Genomic DNA, 24845 nt, shown 5'->3' on the forward strand with positions numbered 1-24845 from the left:
GGGAAAAGTGCGAAGTTAAAGCGTAATAATCCTATTCGATCGCGCATCATCCCGCTATTGCTGCTGGATTGTTGCAACGCAATATAATCGGCAATCAGTGCAGGGAGAGCCGGGAATGACCGAGACACAAGAGGCCATCATGACCACCACCGCGACCCGTTATGTCTATCGTTTTGGCGGCGGCGTGGATGATGGCGGGCAGGGCGACCGCAACCTGCTGGGCGGCAAGGGCGCGAACCTCGACGGCATGGCCGCGATCGGCCTGCCGGTGCCGCCGGGCTTCACCATCACCACGGAAATGTGCACCCGCTATTATGAAGATGGCGGCGTCTATCCCGACAGCGTGAAGGCGGAAGTCGCCACTGGCCTTGCCCATATCGAAGGGATCACCGGCAAGAAGTTTGGCGATGCCGCCGATCCGCTGCTCGTCTCGGTCCGGTCGGGCGCGCGCGCGTCGATGCCCGGCATGATGGACACGGTCCTCAACCTCGGCCTCAACGACGAAACCGTCATCGGCCTTGCGAACACATCGGGCGACGAACGCTTCGCCTGGGACAGCTATCGCCGCTTCATCCAGATGTATTCGGACGTCGTGCTGGAACTGGACCATGGCGCGTTCGAGGAAGCGCTCGAAGTCGCCAAGGAAGATCAGGGCTACAGCCTCGACACCGAAATGACCGCCGACGACTGGAAAGCCCTGGTCGCCGAATATAAGGCGCTCGTAAAGAAGCTGTGGGACAAGCCCTTCCCGCAGGACGTCCATGACCAGCTTTGGGGCGCGATCAGCGCCGTGTTCGGCTCCTGGCAGTCGGAGCGCGCCAAAGTCTATCGCCGCCTCAACAACATCCCCGGCGAATGGGGCACCGCCGTCAATGTGCAGGCGATGGTGTTCGGCAATATGGGCGAAACCTCGGCCACCGGCGTCGCCTTCACCCGCGATCCGTCGACCGGCGAGAATGTCTATTATGGCGAATTCCTGATCAACGCGCAGGGCGAAGATGTCGTGGCCGGCATCCGCACCCCGCAATATCTGACGCTCGCGGCGCGGGAGCGGGCAGGGGCCAAGCCGCTGTCGATGGAAGAGGCGATGCCGGAAACCTATGCCGAACTGGCCAAGGTGTTCCAGATCCTCGAAACCCATTATCGCGACATGCAGGACATCGAATTCACTGTCCAGCAGGGCAAGCTGTGGATGCTTCAGACCCGGTCGGGCAAGCGCACCGCCAAGGCTGCGTTGAAAATGGCCGTGGACATGGCGCACGAAGGGCTGATCACCGAGGAAGAGGCCGTCGCCCGCGTCGATCCCGCCGCGCTCGACCAATTGCTCCACCCCACGCTCGATCCCAAGGCGCCGCGCGACGTGCTGACCAAGGGGCTGCCCGCTTCGCCCGGTGCCGCATCCGGCCTGATCGTGTTCGACGCCGACACCGCCGAGCGCCGCAATGAAATGGGCGACGCCGTCATCCTCGTCCGCGTGGAAACCTCGCCCGAAGACATCCACGGCATGCACGCGGCCAAGGGCATCCTGACCGCGCGCGGCGGCATGACCAGTCACGCCGCCGTCGTGGCGCGCGGCATGGGCCGTCCCTGCGTCTCCGGCGCGGGCGGCATTTCGATCGACAGCAAGGCGAAAATCCTGCGCATCGGCGGTCGTGAATTGAAGGAGGGCGATATCCTCACCCTCGACGGATCGACCGGCGAAGTCATGGCGGGCGAAGTGCCCACCGTGCAGCCTGAACTGGCGGGCGATTTCGGCACGCTGATGGTCTGGGCCGACAAGGTCCGTCGCCTCAAGGTCCGCGCGAATGCCGAAACGCCGCAGGACTGCAAGGTCGCGCGGGAGTTCGGCGCAGAAGGCGTTGGCCTCTGCCGCACCGAACATATGTTCTTCGACGCGGCCCGCATCACCGCCGTCCGCGAAATGATCCTGGCCGACAGTGAAAAGGGCCGCCGCGTCGCGCTCGAACGGCTGCTGCCCGAACAGCGGGACGATTTCGCGCAGATCTTCATGGTCATGGCGGGCCTGCCCGTCACCATCCGCCTGCTCGACCCGCCGCTGCACGAATTCCTGCCCCACGCCGAAGCGGAATTCGAGGAAGTGGCCAAGGCAGCAGGCGTGTCGGTGGACGTGCTCAAGCGTCGCGCCAACGAACTGCATGAATTCAACCCGATGCTCGGCCATCGCGGGTGCCGTCTGGGCGTCACCTATCCCGAAATCTACGAGATGCAGGCGCGCGCGATCTTCGAAGCGGCGCTGATCGTCAAGCAGCGCGGCGGCGAAGCGCCGATCCCCGAAGTCATGATCCCGCTCGTCGCCACGCGCAAGGAACTGGAACTGATGAAGGCGATCGTCGATCGCGTCGCTGCCGAAGTCTTCGCCGAACAGGGCGACAGTGTCGAATATCTCGTCGGCACGATGATCGAACTGCCGCGCGCCGCGCTCAAGGCCGGGGAAATCGCGGAAGTCGGAGAATTCTTCTCCTTCGGCACCAACGATCTCACCCAGACCACAATCGGCATCAGCCGCGACGATGCGGGCCGGTTCCTGGGCACCTATGTCGACAAGGGCATCTTCGCCCGCGATCCCTTCGTCAGCATTGATGTCGAGGGTGTGGGCGAACTGATCCAGCTGGCCGCTGAACGCGGGCGCAAGACGCGCCCCGGCATCAAGCTTGGCATCTGCGGCGAACATGGCGGCGATCCGGCCTCGATCGCCTTCTGCGAAGAGACAGGCCTCGATTATGTCTCGGCCTCGCCCTATCGCGTGCCGATCGCCCGGCTGGCGGCGGCGCAGGCGGCGCTGGCGAAGAAGGCATAAGAAAAGGGCGGGGAGTGATCCCCGCCCTTTCTCCTTGTCGTCGAAGCCTGGGCTTAGCCGAACAGGCCACGCTTGGCGGGCTTGGTCTCCAGCGTCCGGGCCTGACCGCGCCAGTCTTCCTGAACGATCGTGCCGGGCACCAGCCCCAGCCGTGCTTCCAGCGCCGCTTCCTGCTCGGCACCCAAGGCCGCGATCTGCTCGAAGCGCTGATAGCCTGCCTCGTTGAGCGACACTTCCTGCGCCTGGCTGATCCCTTTGATGCGGCTCAGATCATCGCGCTCATGCGTAGCACTGGCCGCAGCCACGCCCGCCGCACCGGCCCCCACGGGGACCGCCTGCCGTTCCAGCTCGCGCACGCGCGCCTCCGCCGCCTCGATCCGCGCATCGCGTTCCTTCACCGACTGCCGGTGCAGCAATTGCTCGTCGCGCCAGGCCCGGCGATATTTGCCGCGCCCGCTCATCATCAGGCCGAATATCATACCGATGACCAAAGCGATCAGCAGCAAGGCAATGTCATTCAGGGTAAAGCTCATGGCGGGTCCTCCTGCGCATCCGAACGGTGCAGCGCGGCAAAAGTTGCCCTTTCCTCGTTCCGGTTCGGAAACGGGCCATAAAAGTGCAAAAAAGGGGCTTGCCCAAATGGCCGAGCGCTTCTATCTGCGCCTCTCCAAATGCACCCATAGCTCAGCTGGATAGAGCATCAGACTACGAATCTGAGGGTCGGGCGTTCGAATCGCTCTGGGTGCACCATTTTTCCGAAGGACTTTATCGGTCGGGCTTCCAGCCTCTCCGCCAGTCTTTCCTCTGCACCCATAGCTCAGCTGGATAGAGCATCAGACTACGAATCTGAGGGTCGGGCGTTCGAATCGCTCTGGGTGCACCATTTTTCCCATCAGCGTCAGCCCATTGCCAGCGCGATCATCGCGTCGACATCGGCATGGGTTTCGAGCAGGTCCGCGACCTCGTCCAGCGCATCCTCGACCGACTGGTCATAATCCTGCCCCGCCGACGCGCTGCCCAACCGCCGCAGCACCGCATCGCGCAACTCCGTGCTGGCGAGCAGCCCATGGACATAGCTGCCCATCACCCGCCCATCACGGCTGATCGCGCCATCCGCCCGATCGCCCAGCATCGCAAAGGGCCGCGCACGATCCGGCCCGTCGGTCTGCCCCATATGCATCTCATAGCCGCCAAATTCCGCCCCCAGTGCGTGCCCTCGCACCGCTTCCAGCGTCTTGGTCCCGCCGAGTACTGTCTCGACATTCAGCAGCCCCAGCCCCGCGACCGATCCCGGCGGCCCCTCCAGCCCGTCCGGGTCGGCAATCGTCCGCCCCAGCATCTGGTATCCGCCGCATATCCCCAGCACCGCCCCGCCGCGCCGGTGGTGCGCACGAATGTCGATGTCCCATCCCTGCGCCACCATCGCCCGCATATCCGCCACACTCGCCTTGGAGCCGGGCAGGATCACCAGCGCCGCCTCGGCCGGGATCACCTGTCCCGGCCCGACCATGCGCAGGTCCACGCCCGGCTCCAGCTTCAGCGGATCGACATCATCGAAATTGGAAATACGCGGCAGCACGGGACAGGCGACCACCAGCGGCGCTTCGACAGAAAATTGCCGCCGCTCCAGCACGACCGCATCCTCGCTCGGCAGCCGCGCCACAGCATCCAGCCATGGCACGACGCCCAGGCCGCGCCAGCCCGACAGCGCCTCGATCTGCGCATAGCCATCTATGAACAAAGCCGGATCACCGCGAAATTTGTTGATTAGGAAACCCCGGATCATCGCCGCATCTTCCGGGTCGATCACGCTGCGCGTGCCGACCACCGCCGCGATCACGCCGCCCCGGTCGATATCGCCGACCAGGACCACCGGTACATTGGCGGCGCGGGCAAAGCCCATATTGGCGATGTCGCCCGCGCGCAGATTGATCTCGGCGGGCGATCCCGCACCCTCGACCACGACGATGTCGCATTGCGCCTGCAACCGGGCATAGCTTTCCAGCACCGCCCCCAGCAACTCACCCCGCGCAGCGCGGAAATTGCCCGATCCCAAGGTGCCGCGCACCTGGCCATGGACGATCAGTTGTGATGTCCGGTCGGCCTGCGGCTTCAACAGCACTGGGTTCATGTCCGTATGCAGCGGCACGCCGCAAGCGACAGCCTGCAACGCCTGCGCCCGGCCAATCTCGCCGCCATCGGTGGTTACGGCTGCATTGTTGGACATATTCTGCGGCTTGAACGGGCGGACCCGATAGCCGCGCCGCACCAGCGCCCGGCACAATCCGGCGACCAGCACCGACTTGCCCACGTCCGATCCGGTTCCCTGCAACATGATGGCACCCATGGCCATCATCCCTGACCGGCGCGTGCCGTCAGCGCAAGCCCTTCACTTAACCGTAGCTGCGCCGATATTCCAGCGCGTCCAATATCATGCCGCCCGCCATGAACACCGCGCCGGTGCAGGCCAGCGCCAATATCTGCCCGCCTGTGCCGGGATATTGCTGCATATAGGTGACGCCGCGCTCGGTCGCGCCTAGGGCGAGCGCGTAGATGATCAGAAACGCCTCGAACTTGGTCTTGACGGTAAAAAGGCGTTTGATCCGTTCCATGTCCATCCCATCCGGCGTTTGGCCCCCGCCTTTATGGCATGAGATCGCCCGAAAGCTGCAAATGGTCAACAAGCGTTAACCATGATTGTTCGATGCGCGCGATCAACGTGGTGTCGCCCAGACCATCGGGCGCAATATCTTCGGGCCAATAGGCAGCCACGATTGCCGCGATGGCATCCAGCTTGGCTTCGTCCACCAGGAAGCGCGGATCGATCGTCGCCGGATCAGCCACGACGCGCAGCCGCAGGCAGGCCGGGCCGCCGCCATTGGCCATCGACTGGCGCACATCGACCGGGACGAGTCGCCGGATCGGCCCATTGCCCGCGATCATCTGCTCCAGCCACTGCCACACGGCGGGCGTCTCGCGCGCCTCGGTCGGCAGGACCAGCGCCATCTCGCCCGTCGGCAGCGTCACCAATTGCGCGTTGAAGAGATAGCTTTTGATCGCATCGGCCAGGCTCACCGCGCTGGCGGGCACCTCGACAATCTCGACGCAGGGCAGGGCGGCGCGCAGATCGGCATAGAAGCCTTCCTTGTCGGCAAAGGCCAGTTCATGGGTGAACAACACCCGCTCATTGGCCACCGCCACGACATCGTTGTGAAAGGCACCCGCTGCAATCGCTTCCTCGGACTGCTGCACGAACAAGGTCCGCGCCGGGTCCAGCCCATGCCGCCGCGCCACCGCCTTGCTCGCCTCGACATGCTGGCGCGCGGGGAAGGGGCCGTCGGACTGGCCATAGACGAATATCTCGACTCCCGGCAGGTCATGCCGTTCGGCCAACCGCATATGATTGGCCGCGCCCTCGTCGCCAAAGGGTGGCGGCACCGGGCCATGGACGGCAAAGACGCTCTGGTCGGAAAAGGCGACCCGCAACTGCGCCAGTGTCTGCGGCCATTCATGGCTGCGATGCGCCATCGTCACCAGATTGGCGACAGTAAGGTGGGTGCGCCCGTCGCTCGTGTCGCTGGCGGGCGAGACCGTCGCCGCATTGGCCGCCCACATGGACGAGGCCGACATCGCTGCTGCGCGGATATGCGGCTCGGCCGCACCGACATCGGTTCCTAATTGCGCCAGCCACGCCCCATCGGGCCGCCATTGCGGCAGGAAGATGCCCTGCGTCAGCCCCAGCCGGATATTGCCGCGCATCTTCTCAATGCCCTGCAACGCCGCCGCGCGCGGATGCGACACCGCGCCGGCATTGCGCGCCGACGCCAGATTGCCGACGCTTAGGCCCGCATAATTGTGGCTCGGCCCGATCAGCCCGTCGAAATTAATCTCGGTAACGCTCATGCCCGCCCCGCCATGGTAAATGCCGCACCCGGCTCCAGCCCGATTCGCGCTGCGCTTGGCCCATCTAGCGACACGACGCCGTCCGCCTCCTGCACGAAGCCCCAGGTGCAGCGATAGTCGGCCCGCCGCCCGGTCGCGATCAGCATCTTGTCGCCGCCCTTCTCATGCGTCGCGCCCAGCGTCACGTCGCGCGCGCCCGCAATCGTCTTCAACTGGTCGATCTGCCCCACCATTGTCGGGCCACCGTCGAAAATATCGACATAGCCCGCATTGTCGAACCCCTCGGTCTCCAGCATCCGCATCGCCGCCCGGCCATTGGGATGAGGCAGGCCGATGACGGCACGGGCGCTGTCGGTCAGCATCGCAGTATAGATGGGCGTTTTGGGCATCAGGTCGGCGATGAACTGGTTGCCGTTCACCGCATTGAACTCGTCCGCCTCCTGAAAGCTCATGCCGAAAAAGCGCCCGGCCAACCCGTCCCAGAAGGGCGATCCGCCTGCCTCGTCGATCACGCCGCGCAATTCGGCGATCACCTTGTCGCCAAAGCGCTGCCGATGCCCGCGAATATAGAGATAGCGGCTGCGCGACAGCAGCAGGCCAAGCCCCTCGGCCCGCTCGCGCGGATGCAGGAACAGCCCGCCGACCTCGACCGACCCTTCCAGATCGGTCGTGAGCGACAACATCTGCGCCCGGAATGTCCGGCCCAGCTCGCGGCTATGCTGGGTCAGCATCCCCAACCGATAGGAATAAAAGGGCCAGCTTTGCCCCACGGTCGAGAAAATCTGGCATGTACCGCGCACTTGCCCCGTCTCGACATTTTCCAGCACCATGACGATCAGTTCGTCGGCAATGCCCTCATCTTCGCGCGCCAGCGCTGCCTCGGTCCGCTCCAGCTTGGCGGCCAAAGACTTGCGGTCGGGCGGCAGGTTGGTGAAGCCACCCCCGGTCAGCTTCGCCATTTCATAGAGCGTCTGCAAATCCTCCGCCCGCGCGGTTCGCATGATGAAACTCAAACGCTTACCCTCTCTTCTTCATATTTTATGTCGTCCTTGCGCGATCCGCAGCAGCGCCAGCGCCGACAATCGCGCCCGTTCGGGCAGGCTGTCGGCGATCAGAAATTCGGCATCGCTATGGATGCTCCCGCCGCGCACCCCCATCGTGTCGACCACCGGCACACCGCAGGCCGCGATATTATTGCCATCGCACACGCCGCCCGTATCGCGCCAGCCAATCTCCAGCCCCAGATCAGCGCCGCACTGCTTGACCAGCCCGAACAGGCGCTCGGCCTTGTCATCCATCGGTTTTGGCGGCCGTCCGAAACCGCCATGCAGATGCAGGCTGACCTCATGGTCGCGCGCCACATCGGCCATCGTCCGCTCGATCAGCGCCCGTGCCGCCACCTCGTCCTGCGGCGTCCGAGGCCGGAAATTGACGCGCAGCACGGCATGGTCCGGCACGACATTATTCGGCCCGCCGCCTTCGATCTTCGCCGGATTGCACGAACAGCCGGGGCCGCTCCCGGCCTTGAGCCGCAGCGCCAGGTCCGCCGCCGCCAGCAGCGCGTTGCGCCCGTCATCGGGATTGCGCCCGGCATGGGCGCTGCGCCCGGTCACCACGATCGAGAAATTGCCGCTCCCCGCCCGCGCGCCAGCCAGCGTGCCATCGGGCAGGGCCGGCTCATAGGTGAAGGCTGCGACCTTGCCCGCCGCCACCGTCCGCAACAGGCCAGCGGAGGAGGGGCTACCCACTTCCTCGTCGCTGTTGAGGATGACGTCATAGCCAAGAATCTGCGCCGCCTCTGTCCCCTCGATCGCCCGCAACGCCGAGAGCATTACCGCAATCCCGCCCTTCATGTCGGCGACGCCTGGGCCGTTCAGTACGCCGGGTTTGATCCAGCGCTGCGCCTGAAACGGATGATCGGCGGCAAAAACCGTATCCATATGCCCGGTCAGCAATAGCTGCACCGGCGCGTTCGGCCGTACCGACAGATGGAGATGTTGCCCATGCAGGATGGTTTCGACCTGTCCGTCGGCGCGCATCGTTTCGACCGGCGTTGCATCGACCAGCGTGACGTCGCCCGGCAATGGCGCAAAGGCGTTGGCCAACGTCGCCGCCATCCGCGCCAGCCCCGCCAGGTTACGCGATCCGCTGTTGATCGCGGACCACTCCTGCACCTGCGTCAGCATCGGCGCATCCGCAGCCCGCTCCAGCATTGCAGCTTCGACCGTTGATAAGGGGTTCATGGCAAGGGTCTATCAGAGCGCGGCGCGCGTCTCCACCCCTGCGCGTCAGAAGTCGTAGGTCAGCGTCAATCGGCTGAGTGTATCGAAATCGCGGGCGCTCAGCAGCGTTTCCGATTCATATTGGACGTTGTAGGACAGGGCCGCCGACAGCCGTGCCGCCACCTTCGTCTCGATCGCGGTCAGCGAGTTGAGCGAATAAACCTCACTCTCGGCATAGCCTGCCGCGGTCTGCTTGAGCGTCAGCGTCGGCGACAAGCGCCACACTGCCGCCATCGATCCACGCGCGCCGAGCTTGGTTTCGCGCTCGCCGGTGAGATATTTGGCGTGGCGCACCGACGGACCGATATCGACCTGCAAATCCAGTGGCGCGCTGACGATCAGCTTGTAACCGATGCCGACCGACCCGGTATAGCGTTCGTCATAGCCGATCGACGTATCCCGCTCGAACTGGGTCAGCCCATAGGCGAAACCGCGCGGATCGAACTGATAGCGTGGCTCATAGCTGGCAAGATAGCGTTCGCGCGAAGTCACCCCGTTGGCGCGGCGATAATCCGCCGTCGCGCTCAACTTATGCGACCATTGAAGGCCTGCGCGCGTTGCCGTGGCTGTTCCGCTCAGGCCTAATTCGCTGGTCGAGCCGGTGGACCGAAACCCGCCTGCCTCGACGCGGCCCGTCCATAATTCGGTAAAACGCGCCTCGCGAATCACCGTGTCGTGAGTCGCCTTGGTCCTCTCCTTCCAGCTATTGACCATGCGCTGGATTTCGTCGCCGGACGCGGGATTGGTCTGCCGGGCGATCTTGGCGACGGTGGCGATCTCCGTCTCGCTGCCATTGGCAATCGCCGCCTCCAGCATTTCGCGCACCGACGGCGGCAGCAATATGGGGTCGGCAGCCAGGGCAGGGGCCGCAAACAGGAAGGAGATCAGGATCAAACAAGCGCGCATGGGTCCGTCATACCCGCTCGACGGCAAAACTTAAGCCCCTAAGTGCCTGTTTTCCGCACGGCCTGCCGCAGGAACGGTATCGCAACGGTTCAGATCAACGATTTGAATTCGTGCAGGATATCGCGATACAGCTTGCGCTTGAACGGCACGATCAACTCCGGCAGCGTTTCAGGCTCGGCCCATTTCCAGCTACGAAATTCGGGATGCTTGGTCTGAATATTGACGTCGCTATCCTGCCCCAGAAAACGGGCGAGATACCAATATTGCCGCTGGCCGCGATATTTGCCGCCCCATAATTTGCCCAGCAATTCAGGCGGCAGGTCATAGAAATGCTCGTCCTTGGCCTTGGCGATGATCTCGACATGCTCCGGCCCGATGCCGGTTTCCTCGCCCAATTCACGCAGCGCCGCCGCCTTGGCATCCTCGCCCTCGTCGATCCCGCCTTGCGGCATTTGCCAGGCTTCCACGACATTATCGAGCCGCTGGCCGACGAAGACCTTGCCATCCCTGTTGACCAGCATGATGCCGACGCATGGCCGATATGCCATTTCCCGTTCATTGGGCGTGGAAGCCATAAATCCCCTGAATCTTTCTCATATGATGCCACACACCCCGGCAGGGCACCGGGCTTAAGGATAAGCGCGGCCGCCGCGCGCGTCCATGGATCGAATCGCGCATGGCCTGATTTGCGACGGGCCGTTGGCCAGCAATATGCCCGATAGGGTGGTTGGAACCCGGCCCGGTGCCGCGCATTGCCCACCCATGTCCAGTAACGCCCCCGTCCTGCTCTGGCTCCGCCAGGATCTGCGCCTGTCCGATCAGGCCGCGCTCGCCGCTGCGGTAGAGGAGGGGCCGGTCATCCCGGTCTATATATTGGATGACGACACGCCCCGCACTTGGGCGATGGGCGGTGCGTCGCGCTGGTGGTTGCACCACAGCCTGACCAGCCTAGACGAGCGGCTGCGCGAGAAGGGGTCGCGCCTCATCCTGCGGCGCGGGTCATCGGCCGAGATATTGGCGCAACTGGCGCAGGAAACCGGCGCGCGCCGCGTCCATGCCCTGCACCATTATGAACCCTGGTGGCGCAATGCGGAAAAGGCGGTGGCCAAGACGCTCGATCTTTGCCTTCACGACGGCGGGCTGCTGTTGCCGCCCGGCGCGGTGCGGACCGGGGCAGGGGGCATCTATCGCATCTACACGCCCTTTTCCCGCGCGGTCATGGAACATATGCCGCCGCCCACGCCGACCCGCGCGCCAGCCACCATCCCGACACCCGATGAGTGGCCAGCCAGCGACACGCTGGATGACTGGGCCTTACTGCCCATCAAGCCCGATTGGGCGAGCCGCTTCACCGAAGACTGGACTCCGGGCGAGGCAGGCGCGCGCGCACATCTTACCGCCTTTCTCGATGCAGTCGGCGACTATCCGGTCGCGCGCAATCTGCCTTCGGTCGAAGGCTCCTCGCGCCTGTCGCCCCATCTCCATTTCGGCGAAATCTCGCCCGCTACCGTCTGGCACCGCGTTGCCGCTTCAGGACAGGATGCAACAGTCTATCTCAAGGAATTGATCTGGCGCGATTATGCCCATGTGCAGATTTGCCAGATGCCGACCTATGGCTCCGAAAATGCCCGGTCGGATTTCGATGCGCTGCAGTGGCGCGATCTGCGCAGCGCCGGGGCCGACTTTACCGCCTGGAAGACCGGCCGCACCGGCTATCCGATCGTGGATGCAGGGATGCGCCAGCTTTGGGCGACCGGCTGGACGCATAATCGCGTCCGCATGATCGCTGCCAGTTTCCTCATCAAGCATCTGCTGATCGACTGGCGGCATGGCGCGCGCTGGTTCTGGGACACGCTGGTCGATGCCAGCTACGCGAATAACAGCGTGAACTGGCAATGGGTCGCGGGCAGCGGCGTTGACGCCAATCTCTTCACCCGCATCATGGCCCCGCTCAGCCAGTCGGAAAAGTTCGATGCCGCCGCCTATATCCGCCGCTGGGTGCCCGAATTGGCCGACCTGCGCGATAGCGTCATCCACGACCCTGACGCCCATGGCGCACGCCCCGCTGCTTATCCGCCCAAGATCATCGACCATCGCGAAGGCCGCGAGCGCGCCCTGGCCGCCTATCGCCACGCAAAGGGGTGATTGCAGCGCCCGCCTGCTTCGGGCAGGAATGACGTCATGAATGCAGTCGATCCCCGCCGCGGCCGCCGCGCGCTTTCCGTGCGCCAGCCGCCCCGTTCCGGCAAGCCCAGCCGGATGGGCCGCGCATTGGGACCGCTCTTCCATCGCCTGCTCGACCGGATCGACCGGGGATTGGATCAGGGATCGCTCGACGCCATCCTGCCCGACGGCGCGCGCCGGATGCTGGGCGGTCGTGCGCCGGGGCCGCATTGCGAAGTCCATCTCGTCCATTGGCGCGCGCTGGTGCGGCTGGCTACTGGCGGATCGGCGGGCTGGTATCGCGCCTGGGCCGCGGGCGAATGGACCAGTCCCGACCCGGTGCCACTCTTTGACCTGTTCATGACCAACGCCGTCGCGCTCGGCCGCGTGGCGCGCCCCAATGGCCCGACCCGCTGGATCGCCCGCGCGATCCATTGGGCGCGGCGCAACAGCCGCACCGGATCTCGCCACAACATCGCCTATCATTATGACCTGGGCAATGATTTCTACCAGCTCTGGCTGGACGAACTCATGCATTATTCCAGTGCCTTATTCAGCAATCCTGACAGCGAATCCGAAGATCTGGAGCAGGCCCAGCGGCGCAAGGTCGATGCGATCCTCGATCGGCTGGCGCTCAAGGATGGTGACAGCCTGCTCGAAATAGGCTGCGGCTGGGGTGGGCTTGCCGAACAGGCAATGGAGCGACACGCGATCACCTATGCCGGCCTCACCCTATCGACCGAGCAGGCCGACTATGCCCGCGACCGCCTCGGCTCCGGCGCGCAGATTTGCCTCACCGACTATCGCGATGCGCAGGGGCAATATGACGCCGTCGCCAGCGTCGAAATGGTCGAAGCCGTTGGCCAGCGCTACTGGCCCGCCTATCTCGCCGCCATCCACCGCCTGCTCAAGCCCGGCGGTCGCGCGGCGATCCAATATATCTTGATCGATGACGCCATTTTTGACCGCTATGCACGCGGCGCCGACTTCATCCAGGCCTATATCTTCCCCGGCGGCATGCTGATGTCGGAAAGCCGCTTCCGCGCGCTGGCCGAGCAACAGGGGCTGGAGTGGCGCGACGTCCACCGCTTCGGCCAACATTATGCGCAGACGCTCCGCCGCTGGCGCTTACGCTTCGACCAGGCGATCGAGCAGGGCCTGCTGCCCGCCAGTTTCGACCAGCATTTCGTGGCCTTATGGCGCTATTATCTGATGTATTGTGAAGGCGGCTTCCGCGGCGGCGGCATCGACGTGGCACAAGTGACGCTGGTGAAGCCCGCCTAAAACCGCCGTTCGTGTCGAGCGCAGTCGAGAAACGCCCGCGCTACGTTCAGCCCTCGACCCGCATCCGATGCCCGGTCGGCGTATCGGCCGCGACTAGCCCGACGATCGCATCGGCCACGACTTCCGGTCCCTTGAGCGTCGCCGGGTCTTCGCCCGGAAAGGCCCGCGCGCGCATCGCCGTGCGGGTCGCGCCCGGATCGACGATATGAGTGCGGATGGCCGAGATATTCTTCATCTCCTCGCCATAGGCGCCCACCAGCGTCTCCAGCGCCGCTTTCGACGCGCCATAAGCACCCCAATAAGCGCGCGGGCTGACGACCGACGACGTCACCGCCACCACCCGCGCATCCTTGCTTGCCCGCAACATCCCGTCGAACGCCGCGATCAGCGCTTGGGGGGCAGCAATGTTCAGCGTCAGCAGCCGCGCAAATTCCTTGGCGTCGATCGCTGGCACAGCCGCCAGCGCGCCCAGCGTCGCGGCATTCAGCACCAATATATCGAGCGCGTCCCAGCGCCCGCCGATCGCCTGCGCCAACCGCCCGATGCTCTCGCCATCGATCAGGTCGAGCGGCGCGATCGTCGCGCTGCCGCCTGCGGCATGGATGCGCTCCTCCACCTCTTCCAGCCCGCCGGTCGTCCGCGCGGTCAGCACGACATGCGCACCCGCCCGGCCCAGCGCCTCGGCCGTGGCTGCGCCAATGCCACGACTGGCCCCAGTGACGAGCGCTAGTTTACCGGAAAGGGGGAGAGAAGAAGATGCCATCATAAATCCGTTCGTGCTGAGTAGGGGCTGAGCCTGCCGAAGCCCCGTATCGAAGCATCCTTCGATACGCCACTTCGACTTCGCTCAGTGGCTACTCAGGACGAACGGAGGCGCTAGAATGGATGGGTCAGGCCACCCGCTCAGCCAGCAATTCCAACTGGTTGGTCACCACCACATCATCCTGATCGGTCAGCGCGGTGGGATAGTCGCCGGTGAAGCAGGCATCGCAATATTGCGGCCGCGTGTCGGCCCGCTTCGCCTCGCCGAGCGCCTTGTAGAGGCCGTCGATCGAGATGAAGGACAGGCTGTCGGCATGGATGAAATCCTGCATCCCGCCCACGTCCAGCTTGTGCGCCAGCAGCTTGGTGCGTTCAGGCGTATCGACGCCATAGAAGCAGCTATGTTTGGTCGGCGGCGATGCGATCCGCATATGCACCTCGGCCGCGCCTGCTTCGCGCATCATTTGCACGATCTTTAAGGACGTCGTCCCCCGCACGATCGAATCGTCGATCAGCACGATCCGCTTGCCTTTGATGAGCGCGCGGTTGGCATTATGCTTCAGCTTCACGCCCAGATGGCGCACCTTGTCGCCTGGCTGGATGAATGTGCGCCCGATATAGTGCGAGCGGATGATGCCGAGTTCAAACGGAATGCCCGATTGCTGGGCATAGCCGATCGCGGCGGGTACACCACTGTCGGGCACGGGAATCACATAATCGGCCTCGACCGGATTTTCGATCGCCAGTTGCGCGCCGATCGCTTTGCGGACCGAATAGACGCTCGACCCATCGACGATCGAATCGGGGCGGCTGAAATAGACATGCTCGAAGATGCAGGGACGCGGATGCACGGGGCCGAACGGCCGATGCGACCGGATTTCGCCTTCATTGGTGACGATCACCAGTTCGCCCGGCTCGATCGTGCGTAGATATTCCGCACCCACCACGTCCAACGCCACCGTTTCGGACGCGAAGATCGTCGTATCGCCAAGCTTGCCCATCACCAGAGGCCGGATGCCGAGCGGATCGCGGCAGGCGATCATCCCTTCGGGCGTCATGACGATCAGCGAGTAGGCACCCTCGACCTGCTTCAACGCATCGATGAACTTGTCGAGCAGCGTGCGATAGCTGGACGTCGCCACCAGATGGATGATGACCTCGGTATCAGACGTCGACTGAAAGATCGACCCGCGCCGAATCAGCTCGCGCCGCACCTTCATCGCGTTGGAGATATTGCCATTATGGGCGATCGCGAATCCGCCCGAATTCAACTCGGCATAGAGCGGCTGCACATTGCGCAGCGACGTCTCGCCCGTGGTCGAGTAGCGCACATGGCCGCAGGCCGCGTCGCCCGGCAATCCGCGAATCACCTCATCCCGGTCGAAATTCCCCGCCACATGGCCCATGGCCCGGTGGGTGTGGAAATCATGCCCGTCCCAACTGGTGATACCGGCGGCTTCCTGCCCCCGATGCTGGAGCGCGTGAAGGCCAAGTGCGACGATAGCGGACGCCGTATCAGCGCCCGAAACGCCGAAAATGCCGCATTCCTCGCGCAACTTGTCGTCGTCGAAGGGGTTCGTAGTCATCATGGGTGCGAGCGGTTCCATAGCCGTTCCTGACGACCCATAAGGAATATCCAAGGGTCGTCGTTGAGCGCGCATATAGTCACTCCAAGCCGCTTTGTCGCCCTCCTGTCACAAAAAAGCGTCGAGGCGCGTTTTCGACCCGCCGGGACCGACCCGGCGGCCCCCATCATCACGGCGCGATCAGCCATCCGGCCAGCGCCCCGCCAGCGATGATTGCGGGCGTCACCCATGTCCCCTTGACCCGCCAAGCCACGGCCAAAGCGGCCATGAACAGCAGGATCGCGAAGACCGGCCTGTCCACCCGCGCGCCCGTCGCCTGGGCCAATTGCACGAATGTCGCGGCGATGATGCCCACTACGGCCGCCGCCACGCCGGTCAGCATCCGGTGCAGTGCCGGATTTTCGACCACCGCTTCCAGCCGTTCGAAGAAGATCATCGAAAAGGCGAAGGCAGGCAGGAACATCCCCGCCGTCACCGCCAGCGCGCCGACCGGCCCGCCCGCGACATAGCCAACAAAGGTCGCAAAGATCACTAGCGGCGCAGGCAAAATCCCTGCGAGCGCGATCCCGTCGAGAAAAGCCGAATCGCTGATCCACCCGCGACCGACCGTATCGGCGCGGACATAGGGAATGGCAGTATAGGCGCCGCCAAAGGTCAGCAGGCCACCCTTCAACCCCGCGATGAACAGCATCGCCACGGTAGCGGGGGCAGCCGTTACCATCGGCGCGGCCGTCTCCGCTTCGCCCGCAACATGGCCGATCATCCCCGCGCCGATGACCGGCACAAGCAGCACGAGCGCGGCGATCACCGGCCTCTCAGCCAGCGCATAGGCGGCTCCGCCCGCGATCAATATGACCCAGAATGGCACATTCGCCAGCGTCGCGACCAGCGCCACCACGGCGATCACCGCCAGAATCCGATCCTCGATAATATGCTGACCAATCCGCACGACGGCCCGCAAGATGATCGCCAGCACCACGATCTGAACGCCGAGCAGCACGCCCGCAAGTCCCGCATTACCCGCGATCCAGCTGACATAGAGCCATCCCGCGACCATCATCAGCGCCAGTCCCGGCAGCATGAAGCCCAGCCCGGCAAGCAGTCCGCCCAGCCGCCCGCGCGCCATCATCCCCAGATGGACACACAGCTCATGCGCTTCGGGTCCGGGCAATATCTGCAACACCGCGAGCAATCGGTTGAAGCGCCCCGGCGTCATCCAGCGCTCTTCCTCGACCAAGGCCTGGCGCACCATCGCGATCTGTGCAACCGGCCCGCCAAAGGCGAGCGCCCCGAACCGCAGGAATTTAAGGAACAGCGCGATCAGGCTGATGCGCGGTGGCTGGATTTCGGCAATCGGGTCAGTCATCTAACGCTCCTCACGCCGCAGGCGCGGCGAATGGAACGGACTTGGACGGACCCCGTCTGACCGGGCGTCCGTGTTGGCCCGATGGATCTGGCTATCAACGAAGTCAGCGCGGATTGTCAATCTCGTCGCTGCGCTTTCCAAATCCCCGTCCATCCGCAAAACGCCCCACTGGCATTGCTCCGCGCGCGCCGCTACAGACGCAGCCCTGATGCATCGTTTCGCCAATCCCGCCCGCTTCCTCAAGATCGCGCGCCCGTTGACGGGCTGGCTGTTCTGGCCGGGGCTAGCCCTGATGCTGGCGGGTTGTGCCTGCGGCCTGTGGCTGACGCCGGCCGACTATCTGCAGGGGCAGACGGTCCGCATCCTCTATATTCACGTGCCCGCTGCCTGGCTCGGCATGGGCGGCTGGACCGGCATCGCCATCGCCGCGCTGATGCAACTGGTGTGGCGGCATCCGCTCGCCGCCGTGGCAGGCCGCGCGATCGCCGCGCCTGGCGCGCTGTTCACCGCCATCTGCCTTGCTACCGGATCCATCTGGGGTCGACCCACCTGGGGCACTTGGTGGGAATGGGACGGGCGCATGACCTCCATACTGGTCCTGCTCTTCCTCTATCTTGGCTATATCGCGCTCGCCAATGCCAGCGCCCGCCAAGGCGCAGGGCAGGGCGGCGTCAGCACCGTCACCGCCATCTTCGGCCTCGTCGGTGCGATCAATATTCCGATCATCAACCGCTCGGTCGTCTGGTGGAACAGCCTGCATCAGGGGCCGTCGATCACGATGCGGGGTTCCAGCATCGACATGGCGATCCTGTGGCCGCTGGGCCTGACGCTGCTCGGCTTTACATTATGGTTCGGCGCGATCGTCCTGATGCGGATGCGCGCCATCCTGGCGCAGAACAAAGTCGAGGCGCGCATGCAGCGTCTCGCAAGAGGGTGACCCCGATGCAGCAATGGACCTTCGTCATCGCCGCCTATGCGGTCACTCTGCTGGGCACGGCGGCGGCAAGCTGGCAAAGCTGGCGCACGATGCGCCATGCCGAGGCCCAGGCTGAGCAACTGGCGGACCGCGCATGAAGGCCAAGCATCAACGGCTGATCCTCGCGCTCGCCGCGCTGGTCGCGCTTATCGGCGCAGGACTGCTCGCTGCCTCCGCGCTCAAGGATGAGGCCGCCTATTTCTATGCGCCCGGCGATGTGAAGACCAAGGGTGTCGAGCCCGGCAAGGCGATCCGCCTGGGCGGCATGGTGGTCAAGGGAAGCCTCAAGCGCGCACCCGATGGCGTCACCATCCATTTCGATGTCACCGATGGCAAGGCCACCGTCCCCGCCACCTTCAGCGGCATCGCGCCCGACCTGTTCAAGGAAGGCAGCGGCGTCGTCGCCGAAGGATCGTTCGACGCCAAAGGCACCTTCATCGCCACCAATCTGCTCGCCAAACATGACGAACGCTATATGCCGCGCGAGTTGGAAGGCATGAGCTACAATGAAACCACCCGTGAAATCGAGGTGGACCAGTGAGGCTGCGCGATATTCTCATCCTCCCCTGGCAGGGGAGGTGGCAACGCGAAGCGTTGACGGAGGGGTGTCACCCTCTCGATAGCGGGACACCCCTCCGTCTGGCCTGCGGCCAGCCACCTCCCCCACAGGGGGAGGATCTTTTTTGCGTGGACAAGGCCCTATGATCGCCGAAATCGGCCTCGCCGCGCTCTGGCTCGCCGCTGCGCTCGCGCTGCTGCAGCTTGTCCTCGCTTTCACTGGCCTTAGGGGCAACAAGCCCGACCTGCTCGCCGCCGTGCGCCCTGCCGCCGTGGCGCAGGGCGTGCTGACCGCCATCGCCTTCATCGCGCTCGTCACGCTCTTCCTGCGCTCGGACATGTCGGTGCTGCTGGTCGCGACCAACAGCCATTCGGCCAAGCCCTGGCTCTATAAGTTTGCCGGCACATGGGGCAATCATGAAGGCTCGATGCTGCTCTGGGTCACGGTCATGGGCGTCGCCGGGGCCGCCGTCGCGCTGTTCGAACGCGCACTGCGCCGCGACACCCATATGGCGACGTTGGGCGGGCAGGCGGCGATTTCCCTCGGATTCTATGCCTTCCTGCTCTTCTCCTCCAATCCCTTTGCCCGCCTCGCCCCGGCACCAGCGGACGGGCAGGGGCTGAACCCGCTGTTGCAAGACCCCGGTCTCGCCTTCCATCCGCCCACGCTCTACATCGGCTATGTCGGCCTCTCGGTCGCCTTCTCCTTCGCCATCGGCGCGCTGCTGACGCGGCAGGTCGATGCCGCCTTTGCCCGCGCGATGCGCCCCTGGGTGCTGGCGGCCTGGGTGATGCTGACGCTGGGCATCACCGCGGGCAGCTATTGGGCCTATTATGAGCTGGGCTGGGGCGGCTGGTGGTTCTGGGACCCGGTCGAAAACGCCTCGCTGATGCCTTGGCTCGCCGCTACCGCCTTGCTCCATAGCGTTACGGTGCTGGCGACCCGCGACGCCCTGCGCGCCTGGACGGTCATGCTGGCGGTCGTTGCTTTCTCCATGTCGATGGTCGGCACCTTCCTTGTGCGTTCGGGCATCCTCACCAGCGTACACGCTTTCGCCGTGGACCCGGAACGCGGCAGCTTCATCCTTGGCTTGCTCGCCCTCTATATCGGCGGCGCGCTCGCCCTGTTCGGCTGGCGCATCGGTGCCGTGCGCGAAGGCGCGCCGTTCGAGTTGGTCAGCCGCGAAACCATGTTGGTTATCAATAACTTGCTGCTCACCGTCATATTGGGCCTGGTCCTGATCGGCACGCTCTATCCACTGATGACGGAAGCCTTCGGGCACAAGGTCTCGGTTGGCGCGCCCTATTTCGACCGGATCGCCGGGCCGATCGCGCTGGCGCTGATGATCGCCATGGCTGTCGGCCCGCTTGTGCGCTGGCGCAGGGACGATGCGCGCGTGGTGACCAAACGTTTGTTAATCCCCTTCCTCATAGCGCTATCCTTGTCCGCTTCGCTGTCCGTTTTGGCGTGGGGCCGCATCGGCATCCTGCCCTTCCTTGGCCTCGTCGTCGCCGGAGCGGTCGGCGTCGCCAGCCTCGCGCCGTTGTGGAAACGCAATCTGCGCCGCACCCCGCTCTTCACCTATGGTATGGTCATCGCGCATCTCGGCTGCGCGGTCAGCTTGGGCGGCATGGCCAGCGACTCCGCCTTCACGGTCGAGAAACTGGTCGCCGCCCGCCCCGGCGACATGATCCAGACCGCAGGTTGGCAACTGCGATTCGTCCAGATCCAACCCATAGCGGGCGATAACTGGACTGCCCTTCAAGCCGACATGGAAGTCCGTCGCGGCGGTCGCCCGGTGATGATCCACCCCCAATCCCGCTTCTTCGCATCGCCCCCGACCACCACCAGCGAAGCGGCCTTGCTCACCCGCTGGAACGGCCAGCTCTACGTCGTACTGGGCGAGGAAGTCGAAGGCGGCCGCTGGCAATTGCGTATCTGGTGGAAGCCCTTCGTCACCCTCATCTGGTTCGGCGGCATACTGATCGCGCTGGGCGGCTTCCTCGCGCTGATTGGCCGCGAACGGCGCGGATGGCTGATGAAGTGGCGCGCTAGGGCTGCGACCGCATGAGGAAGCTTTTGATTTGGCTGCCGCTTGGACTTTTCCTCGGCTTCATCGCCCTGTTCGCCAGCGGCCTGTTCCAGCCCGATGACCGCGTTATCCATTCGCGCCTGATCGGCCAGCCGCTCCCGGCTTTCACGCTGCCCGCCGCCGCCAGCGACCGGCCGCCGCTCGCCAGCGCGCAGATGGCGACCGGCCAGCCGCGCCTGCTCAATATCTTCGCCAGTTGGTGCGTCCCTTGCGCTGCCGAAGCGCCGCAATTGCTGGCACTCAAGCAGGCCGGTGTCCCGATCGACGCCATCGCCATCCGCGACGCCCGGCCCGATGTCGATGCTTTCCTCGCCCGCTACGGCAATCCCTACGCCCGCATCGGCCTCGACGCCCGCAGCGCCGTCCAGATCGCGCTCGGATCGTCCGGTGTGCCGGAAACCTTCGTCATTGATGGCAAGGGGCGCATCGCCTACCAGCATATTGGCGACATCCGCGCCGACGATGTGCCGATGATCCTCGAAAAGCTGAGGGCCGCGCAATGAGACTGATCCTGGCTTTCTTCCTCATGCTGATCGCGACGCCGCTCGCTGCGCAAACCGCGCTGCCGCCTGCGCCCTGGGCCGATCGGCAGCTTGACGATCCAGCGCAGGAGCGCAAGGCCAAGGCGCTGATGGAAACCATCCGCTGCCTGACGTGCCAGAGCCAGTCGATCGCCGACAGCAATGCCAGCATGGCCGGCGACATGCGCTCGCAGATCCGCGAACGGATCATGGCGGGCGAACAGCCCGAAGCGATCCGCACCTGGCTGATCGCCCGCTATGGCGACTGGGTCAGCTACGAGCCCACCGCCGCGCCCATCCTCTGGCCGCTCTGGGGCGCGCCTTTGCTGCTGCTTGGCCTTGGCCTGCTGCTGCTGCGTAGCCGGATCAAGCGAAAGGCGCGGACATGACCGGCTGGTTCCTTGCCTTCGCCCTTGCCGCGCTGGTCTTCATTGCTCTGCTCTTGCTCGGCCGGATACCTCGCTCGGCGCGGGAGATCAGTGCGGCCGCGCTCGTGCTGGGGCTGGCCGGTTATGCGTGGCAGGGCAATCCTGGCCTCGCTGGCGCGCCTCGCTCGGCCGAGCCCGTCGAGGGCCAGTTCGACGAGAAGCTGGCCGAAGAACGGCGCAACCTCGGCGAACGCTTTGGCCCGACCGGGCAATGGTTGATCCTGTCCGATGGACTTGGTCGTCAGGGCAAGACCAAGGACGCCGCCAACATCCTGCTGTCGGGCCTGCGCGCCAGGCCCGATGACGCCACGCTGTGGCTCGGTCTCGGCAATGCGCTCGTCGCCCATGCCGATGGCATATTGTCGCCGGGCGCGGATTTCGCGTTTCGGCGTGCCATGGCGCTCGATGCCGATGGCCTTGCCCCCCGCTATTTCTACGGGCTTGCCCTGGCGCGCAACAACCAGTTGCAGGCCGCGCGTGGAATGTGGGCACCGCTAGCGGAGAGCGCGCCGACGGACAGCCGGATCAAGGCGGAACTTCAGGCCAACATCGCGCGTATCGACGCCCTTCTGGCTCAGGATGGAACGGCCGCACCTTAGGGACGCAGCGTCGCATTGCACGCCCCCGGAGGGCATGGTAGGGCGCGGCGGTTTGTGGGGTGACAGCATCGTCCGTCATCACTTCTCTTCGGATGTCGACACAGTATGACCATTGCGTTTTTCCTGCATGGCTGACCTGCTTCCCAACACCGCGCCGACGTCCGGCGAGGAAGAAACAGGCCACGGCCATGCTCGGCAGAAGGCCACCGTCAAACTGGTGGTCGGCGCGATCGGCATCGTCTTTGGCGACATCGGCACCAGCCCGCTCTACGCCTTTCGCGAGACATTTGCCGGGCACCATGAACTGACCCTCGATCCCGACCATATTTTGGGCGTCATCAGCCTGATGTTCTGGTCGATGATGCTGGTGGTGACGTTGAAATATGTCAGCATCATCATGCGCGCCGATAATAAGGGCGAGGGCGGCAGCCTGGCGCTGCTGGCGCTGATCAACGGCCAGACCAAGACACAGCGCTGGTCGCGCGGCATCGTCCTGCTCGGCGTGTTCGCGACGGCGCTCTTCTACGGCGACTCGATGATTACCCCGGCCGTCTCGGTCCTGTCGGCGGTCGAAGGGCTGGCCATCTACAATCCGGTTCTCGCCCCGGCGATCATACCCGTCGTGATCCTGATTCTGGTTGGCCTGTTCTGGATACAGGGCCTGGGCACGAACAAGGTTGCAACGCTGTTTGGGCCGATCATGCTGCTCTATTTCGTGACGATCGCGACGTTGGGCATAGTGTCGATCATCAAGACGCCGGGCATCCTCTACGCCTTCAACCCCTATTGGGCCGTCATGTTCTTCGTTACCGATCCGCTGCCCGCCTTTTTGGCGCTGGGCGCGGTCGTGCTGGCGGTGACAGGGGCAGAGGCGCTTTATGCCGATATGGGCCATTTCGGTCGCAACCCGATCCGCGTTTCCTGGCTCGCCTTCGTGCTACCCGCGCTGATGCTCAACTATATGGGGCAGGGCGCATTGCTGTTCCGTGAGGGCGCGGCGGCGCTCGATAGTCCCTTCTACAATCTCGCGCCGCAATGGGCACAGCTACCGCTGGTCGCCATGGCGACGATGGCGGCGATCATCGCGTCGCAAGCGGTCATTTCCGGGGCCTTCTCGGTGACGCAACAGGCAATCCAGCTCGGCTTCATGCCGCGCCTGCGGATTGCGCATACCAGCGCGGCGACGGCTGGCCAGATCTACATCCCGCTCGTCAACTGGGGCTTGATGGTGATGGTCATCCTGCTGGTGCTGACCTTCAAGACCTCGTCCAACCTGACCGCCGCCTATGGTATCGCTGTCACTGGCGCGATGTTCATCGACAACGTCCTGCTGACCGTCGTGCTGTACCGGCTGTGGAACTGGAAATGGTATTATGCCGCGCCGGTACTGGCCGTTTTCTACATCGTCGATGGTGCCTATCTCGCGGCGAACCTGACCAAGGTGCCCGATGGCGGCTGGTTCCCGCTGCTGATCGGCTTCATCATCTTCACTCTGCTGACCACCTGGTCACGCGGTCGCCGCTTGGTGCAGGATCGTTTGCGCGAAGCCGCCATGCCGATCCCGGTGTTCGTGGCGTCCGCCGCCAACAGCGCGGTGCGTGTGCCCGGCACGGCGGTCTTCATGACCTCGACGCCCGATGGCGTGCCCCACGCCCTGCTGCACAACCTCAAGCATAACAAGGTGCTGCACGAGCGGGTCATCCTGCTGACCGTCAAGATCAAGGATGTGCCGGTGGTCGAGGATGATGGCCGCTGCAAGCTGGAGGATCTGGGCCGGGGCTTTTTCCGCATGGTGCTGCAATATGGCTTCATGCAGGAGCCTGACGTTCCCGCCGCGCTCAAAAATGTGTCGGGCTGCGGTCAGGCGTTCAAGATGATGGACACCAGCTTCTTCCTGGCGCGTCAGACCCTGCTGCCGTCGTCCAAGCCCGGCATGCCGCTATGGCGCGAAAAAATCTTCGCCTGGATGCTGCGCAACGCGGAAAGCGCGATGGAATTCTTCCGCCTGCCCACCAACCGCGTGGTCGAATTGGGCAGCCAGGTCGAGATATAGAAAAGGGCGCGGCCTTCGCAAAGGCCGCGCCCCACAGGCTTACGTCATTCCACCGCTCAGGCGGCGTCGCGGTCCTTGGCGGTGATCTCCACAAGCTGACCGCCATTGATGGCGATCTTCTTGGGCTTCATCGCTTCGGGCACTTCGCGCAACAGGTCGATCACCAGCAGGCCATCGGCCAGATCCGCCTTTTCCACCCGCACGAAATCGGCGAGTTCGAACCGCCGCTCGAAGCTGCGGTTGGCGATGCCGACATGCAGATATTTGGACCGATCCGATGCCGACCCTTCATCCTTGCGACCGATCACCTGAAGCAGGTTCTGCTGCGCGGTGATGTCGATCTCGTCGGGACGAAAACCGGCGACGGCCAGCGTCACGCGATAGCGATCCTCCGACAGGCGCTCGATGTTGAACGGGGGATAATTGTCACCCTGGCTCAACCGGGCGTTGTTTTCGATCAGGTCGAACAGACGATCGAAACCCACGGTGGAACGACGATAGGGGGTAAGGTCAAATGCACGCATTGTCATAATCTCCCAAAGAGCAA

23 protein-coding genes and 2 tRNA genes are annotated in these 24845 nt (G+C 64.4%); 13 read left to right on the forward strand and 12 right to left on the reverse strand.

What is annotated here, in order from left to right:
* Positions 1-115: 115 nt before the first annotated feature.
* Complete coding sequence (gene ppdK / locus J2W40_RS09035) at positions 116-2818, forward strand: pyruvate, phosphate dikinase (RefSeq protein WP_310223791.1); 2703 nt, start codon at positions 116-118, stop codon at positions 2816-2818.
* A 53-nt stretch (positions 2819-2871) separates the two neighbouring features.
* Here the strand turns inward: ppdK and J2W40_RS09040 are convergent, their stop codons facing one another.
* Entirely contained in the window at positions 2872-3351 is a 480-nt protein-coding gene (locus J2W40_RS09040; protein WP_310223792.1) for a hypothetical protein, read from the reverse strand.
* Positions 3352-3491: 140 nt separating this feature from the next.
* Here J2W40_RS09040 and J2W40_RS09045 point away from each other — a divergent pair.
* Together J2W40_RS09045 and J2W40_RS09050 are read left to right on the forward strand one after the other, a co-directional pair.
* Positions 3492-3568, forward strand: a tRNA-Arg gene (locus J2W40_RS09045).
* Between the two features lie 56 nt (positions 3569-3624).
* A tRNA-Arg gene (locus tag J2W40_RS09050) sits at positions 3625-3701 on the forward strand.
* 15 nt (positions 3702-3716) lie between these two features.
* Here the strand turns inward: J2W40_RS09050 and J2W40_RS09055 are convergent.
* The 7 genes from J2W40_RS09055 to J2W40_RS09085 all read right to left on the reverse strand — a co-directional run bounded on the left by J2W40_RS09055 (position 3717) and on the right by J2W40_RS09085 (position 10484).
* Positions 3717-5165 carry a cobyric acid synthase gene (locus tag J2W40_RS09055; protein ID WP_310223794.1) on the reverse strand — a complete coding sequence of 483 codons (1449 nt, stop codon included), beginning with the start codon at positions 5163-5165 and terminating at the stop codon, positions 3717-3719.
* Positions 5166-5211: 46 nt separating this feature from the next.
* Positions 5212-5430, reverse strand: a complete 219-nt coding sequence (locus J2W40_RS09060) for a hypothetical protein (protein WP_310223797.1) — start codon at positions 5428-5430, stop codon at positions 5212-5214.
* Positions 5431-5461: 31 nt separating this feature from the next.
* The gene (locus tag J2W40_RS09065) at positions 5462-6721 is read right to left on the reverse strand and encodes an N-succinylarginine dihydrolase (RefSeq protein ID WP_310223799.1); all 1260 of its coding nucleotides are present in this window, start codon (positions 6719-6721) and stop codon (positions 5462-5464) included.
* The gene (locus J2W40_RS09070) at positions 6718-7734 is read right to left on the reverse strand and encodes an arginine N-succinyltransferase (protein WP_310223801.1); all 1017 of its coding nucleotides are present in this window, start codon (positions 7732-7734) and stop codon (positions 6718-6720) included. The genes J2W40_RS09065 and J2W40_RS09070 overlap by 4 nt, the downstream gene beginning before the upstream one ends.
* 18 nt (positions 7735-7752) lie before the next feature.
* Positions 7753-8964 carry a hydrolase gene (locus J2W40_RS09075; protein ID WP_310223804.1) on the reverse strand — a complete coding sequence of 404 codons (1212 nt, stop codon included), beginning with the start codon at positions 8962-8964 and terminating at the stop codon, positions 7753-7755.
* 45 nt (positions 8965-9009) lie between these two features.
* Entirely contained in the window at positions 9010-9909 is a 900-nt protein-coding gene (locus tag J2W40_RS09080; protein WP_310223806.1) for a DUF481 domain-containing protein, read from the reverse strand.
* Between the two features lie 89 nt (positions 9910-9998).
* A complete protein-coding gene (locus tag J2W40_RS09085; protein WP_310223807.1) occupies positions 9999-10484 on the reverse strand; it encodes an RNA pyrophosphohydrolase in 486 nt (161 codons plus the stop codon).
* Positions 10485-10671: 187 nt separating this feature from the next.
* Here J2W40_RS09085 and J2W40_RS09090 point away from each other — a divergent pair, with 187 nt between their 5' ends.
* Positions 10672-12054, forward strand: coding sequence for a cryptochrome/photolyase family protein (locus J2W40_RS09090; protein WP_310223809.1), 1383 nt, complete (start codon positions 10672-10674; stop codon positions 12052-12054).
* 36 nt (positions 12055-12090) lie between these two features.
* Positions 12091-13356 (forward strand): class I SAM-dependent methyltransferase, encoded by a 1266-nt coding sequence (locus J2W40_RS09095; protein WP_310223811.1) that lies wholly within the window; start codon positions 12091-12093, stop codon positions 13354-13356.
* A gap of 46 nt (positions 13357-13402) precedes the next feature.
* Here the strand turns inward: J2W40_RS09095 and J2W40_RS09100 are convergent, their stop codons facing one another.
* The 3 genes from J2W40_RS09100 to chrA all read right to left on the reverse strand — a co-directional run bounded on the left by J2W40_RS09100 (position 13403) and on the right by chrA (position 17070).
* Positions 13403-14119 carry an SDR family NAD(P)-dependent oxidoreductase gene (locus J2W40_RS09100; RefSeq protein WP_310223943.1) on the reverse strand — a complete coding sequence of 239 codons (717 nt, stop codon included), beginning with the start codon at positions 14117-14119 and terminating at the stop codon, positions 13403-13405.
* A gap of 127 nt (positions 14120-14246) precedes the next feature.
* Positions 14247-15707, reverse strand: a complete 1461-nt coding sequence (purF, locus tag J2W40_RS09105) for an amidophosphoribosyltransferase (RefSeq protein WP_333972528.1) — start codon at positions 15705-15707, stop codon at positions 14247-14249.
* Between the two features lie 166 nt (positions 15708-15873).
* Positions 15874-17070, reverse strand: coding sequence for a chromate efflux transporter (gene chrA, locus J2W40_RS09110; RefSeq protein WP_310223814.1), 1197 nt, complete (start codon positions 17068-17070; stop codon positions 15874-15876).
* A 208-nt stretch (positions 17071-17278) separates the two neighbouring features.
* Here chrA and ccmC point away from each other — a divergent pair, with 208 nt between their 5' ends.
* From ccmC to J2W40_RS09150, 8 genes are all read left to right on the forward strand, one after another.
* A complete protein-coding gene (ccmC, locus tag J2W40_RS09115) occupies positions 17279-18007 on the forward strand; it encodes a heme ABC transporter permease CcmC (protein WP_310223816.1) in 729 nt (242 codons plus the stop codon).
* Between the two features lie 5 nt (positions 18008-18012).
* Positions 18013-18144: a hypothetical protein gene (locus J2W40_RS09120; RefSeq protein ID WP_310223818.1), complete on the forward strand. Its 132-nt coding sequence runs from the start codon at positions 18013-18015 to the stop codon at positions 18142-18144.
* On the forward strand, positions 18141-18587 hold the full coding sequence (gene ccmE / locus J2W40_RS09125) for a cytochrome c maturation protein CcmE (protein ID WP_310223819.1): 447 nt from the start codon (positions 18141-18143) through the stop codon (positions 18585-18587). Before J2W40_RS09120 ends, ccmE begins: the two co-directional genes overlap by 4 nt.
* Before the next feature lie 160 nt (positions 18588-18747).
* Positions 18748-20676, forward strand: coding sequence for a heme lyase CcmF/NrfE family subunit (locus tag J2W40_RS09130; RefSeq protein ID WP_310223820.1), 1929 nt, complete (start codon positions 18748-18750; stop codon positions 20674-20676).
* A complete protein-coding gene (locus J2W40_RS09135) occupies positions 20673-21200 on the forward strand; it encodes a redoxin family protein (protein WP_037474627.1) in 528 nt (175 codons plus the stop codon). Before J2W40_RS09130 ends, J2W40_RS09135 begins: the two co-directional genes overlap by 4 nt.
* Positions 21197-21607 carry a cytochrome c-type biogenesis protein gene (locus tag J2W40_RS09140; RefSeq protein ID WP_310223822.1) on the forward strand — a complete coding sequence of 137 codons (411 nt, stop codon included), beginning with the start codon at positions 21197-21199 and terminating at the stop codon, positions 21605-21607. The genes J2W40_RS09135 and J2W40_RS09140 overlap by 4 nt, the downstream gene beginning before the upstream one ends.
* Complete coding sequence (locus tag J2W40_RS09145; protein ID WP_310223823.1) at positions 21604-22245, forward strand: tetratricopeptide repeat protein; 642 nt, start codon at positions 21604-21606, stop codon at positions 22243-22245. Before J2W40_RS09140 ends, J2W40_RS09145 begins: the two co-directional genes overlap by 4 nt.
* 127 nt (positions 22246-22372) lie before the next feature.
* Positions 22373-24298, forward strand: coding sequence for a potassium transporter Kup (locus tag J2W40_RS09150; RefSeq protein WP_310223825.1), 1926 nt, complete (start codon positions 22373-22375; stop codon positions 24296-24298).
* 56 nt (positions 24299-24354) lie between these two features.
* Here J2W40_RS09150 and J2W40_RS09155 read toward each other — a convergent pair whose 3' ends face one another.
* A complete protein-coding gene (locus tag J2W40_RS09155) occupies positions 24355-24828 on the reverse strand; it encodes an Hsp20 family protein (protein ID WP_171899275.1) in 474 nt (157 codons plus the stop codon).
* Between the last annotated feature and the right edge of the window lie 17 nt (positions 24829-24845).

Source organism: Sphingobium xenophagum (assembly GCF_031457465.1).
Taxonomy (GTDB): domain Bacteria; phylum Pseudomonadota; class Alphaproteobacteria; order Sphingomonadales; family Sphingomonadaceae; genus Sphingobium; species Sphingobium xenophagum_A.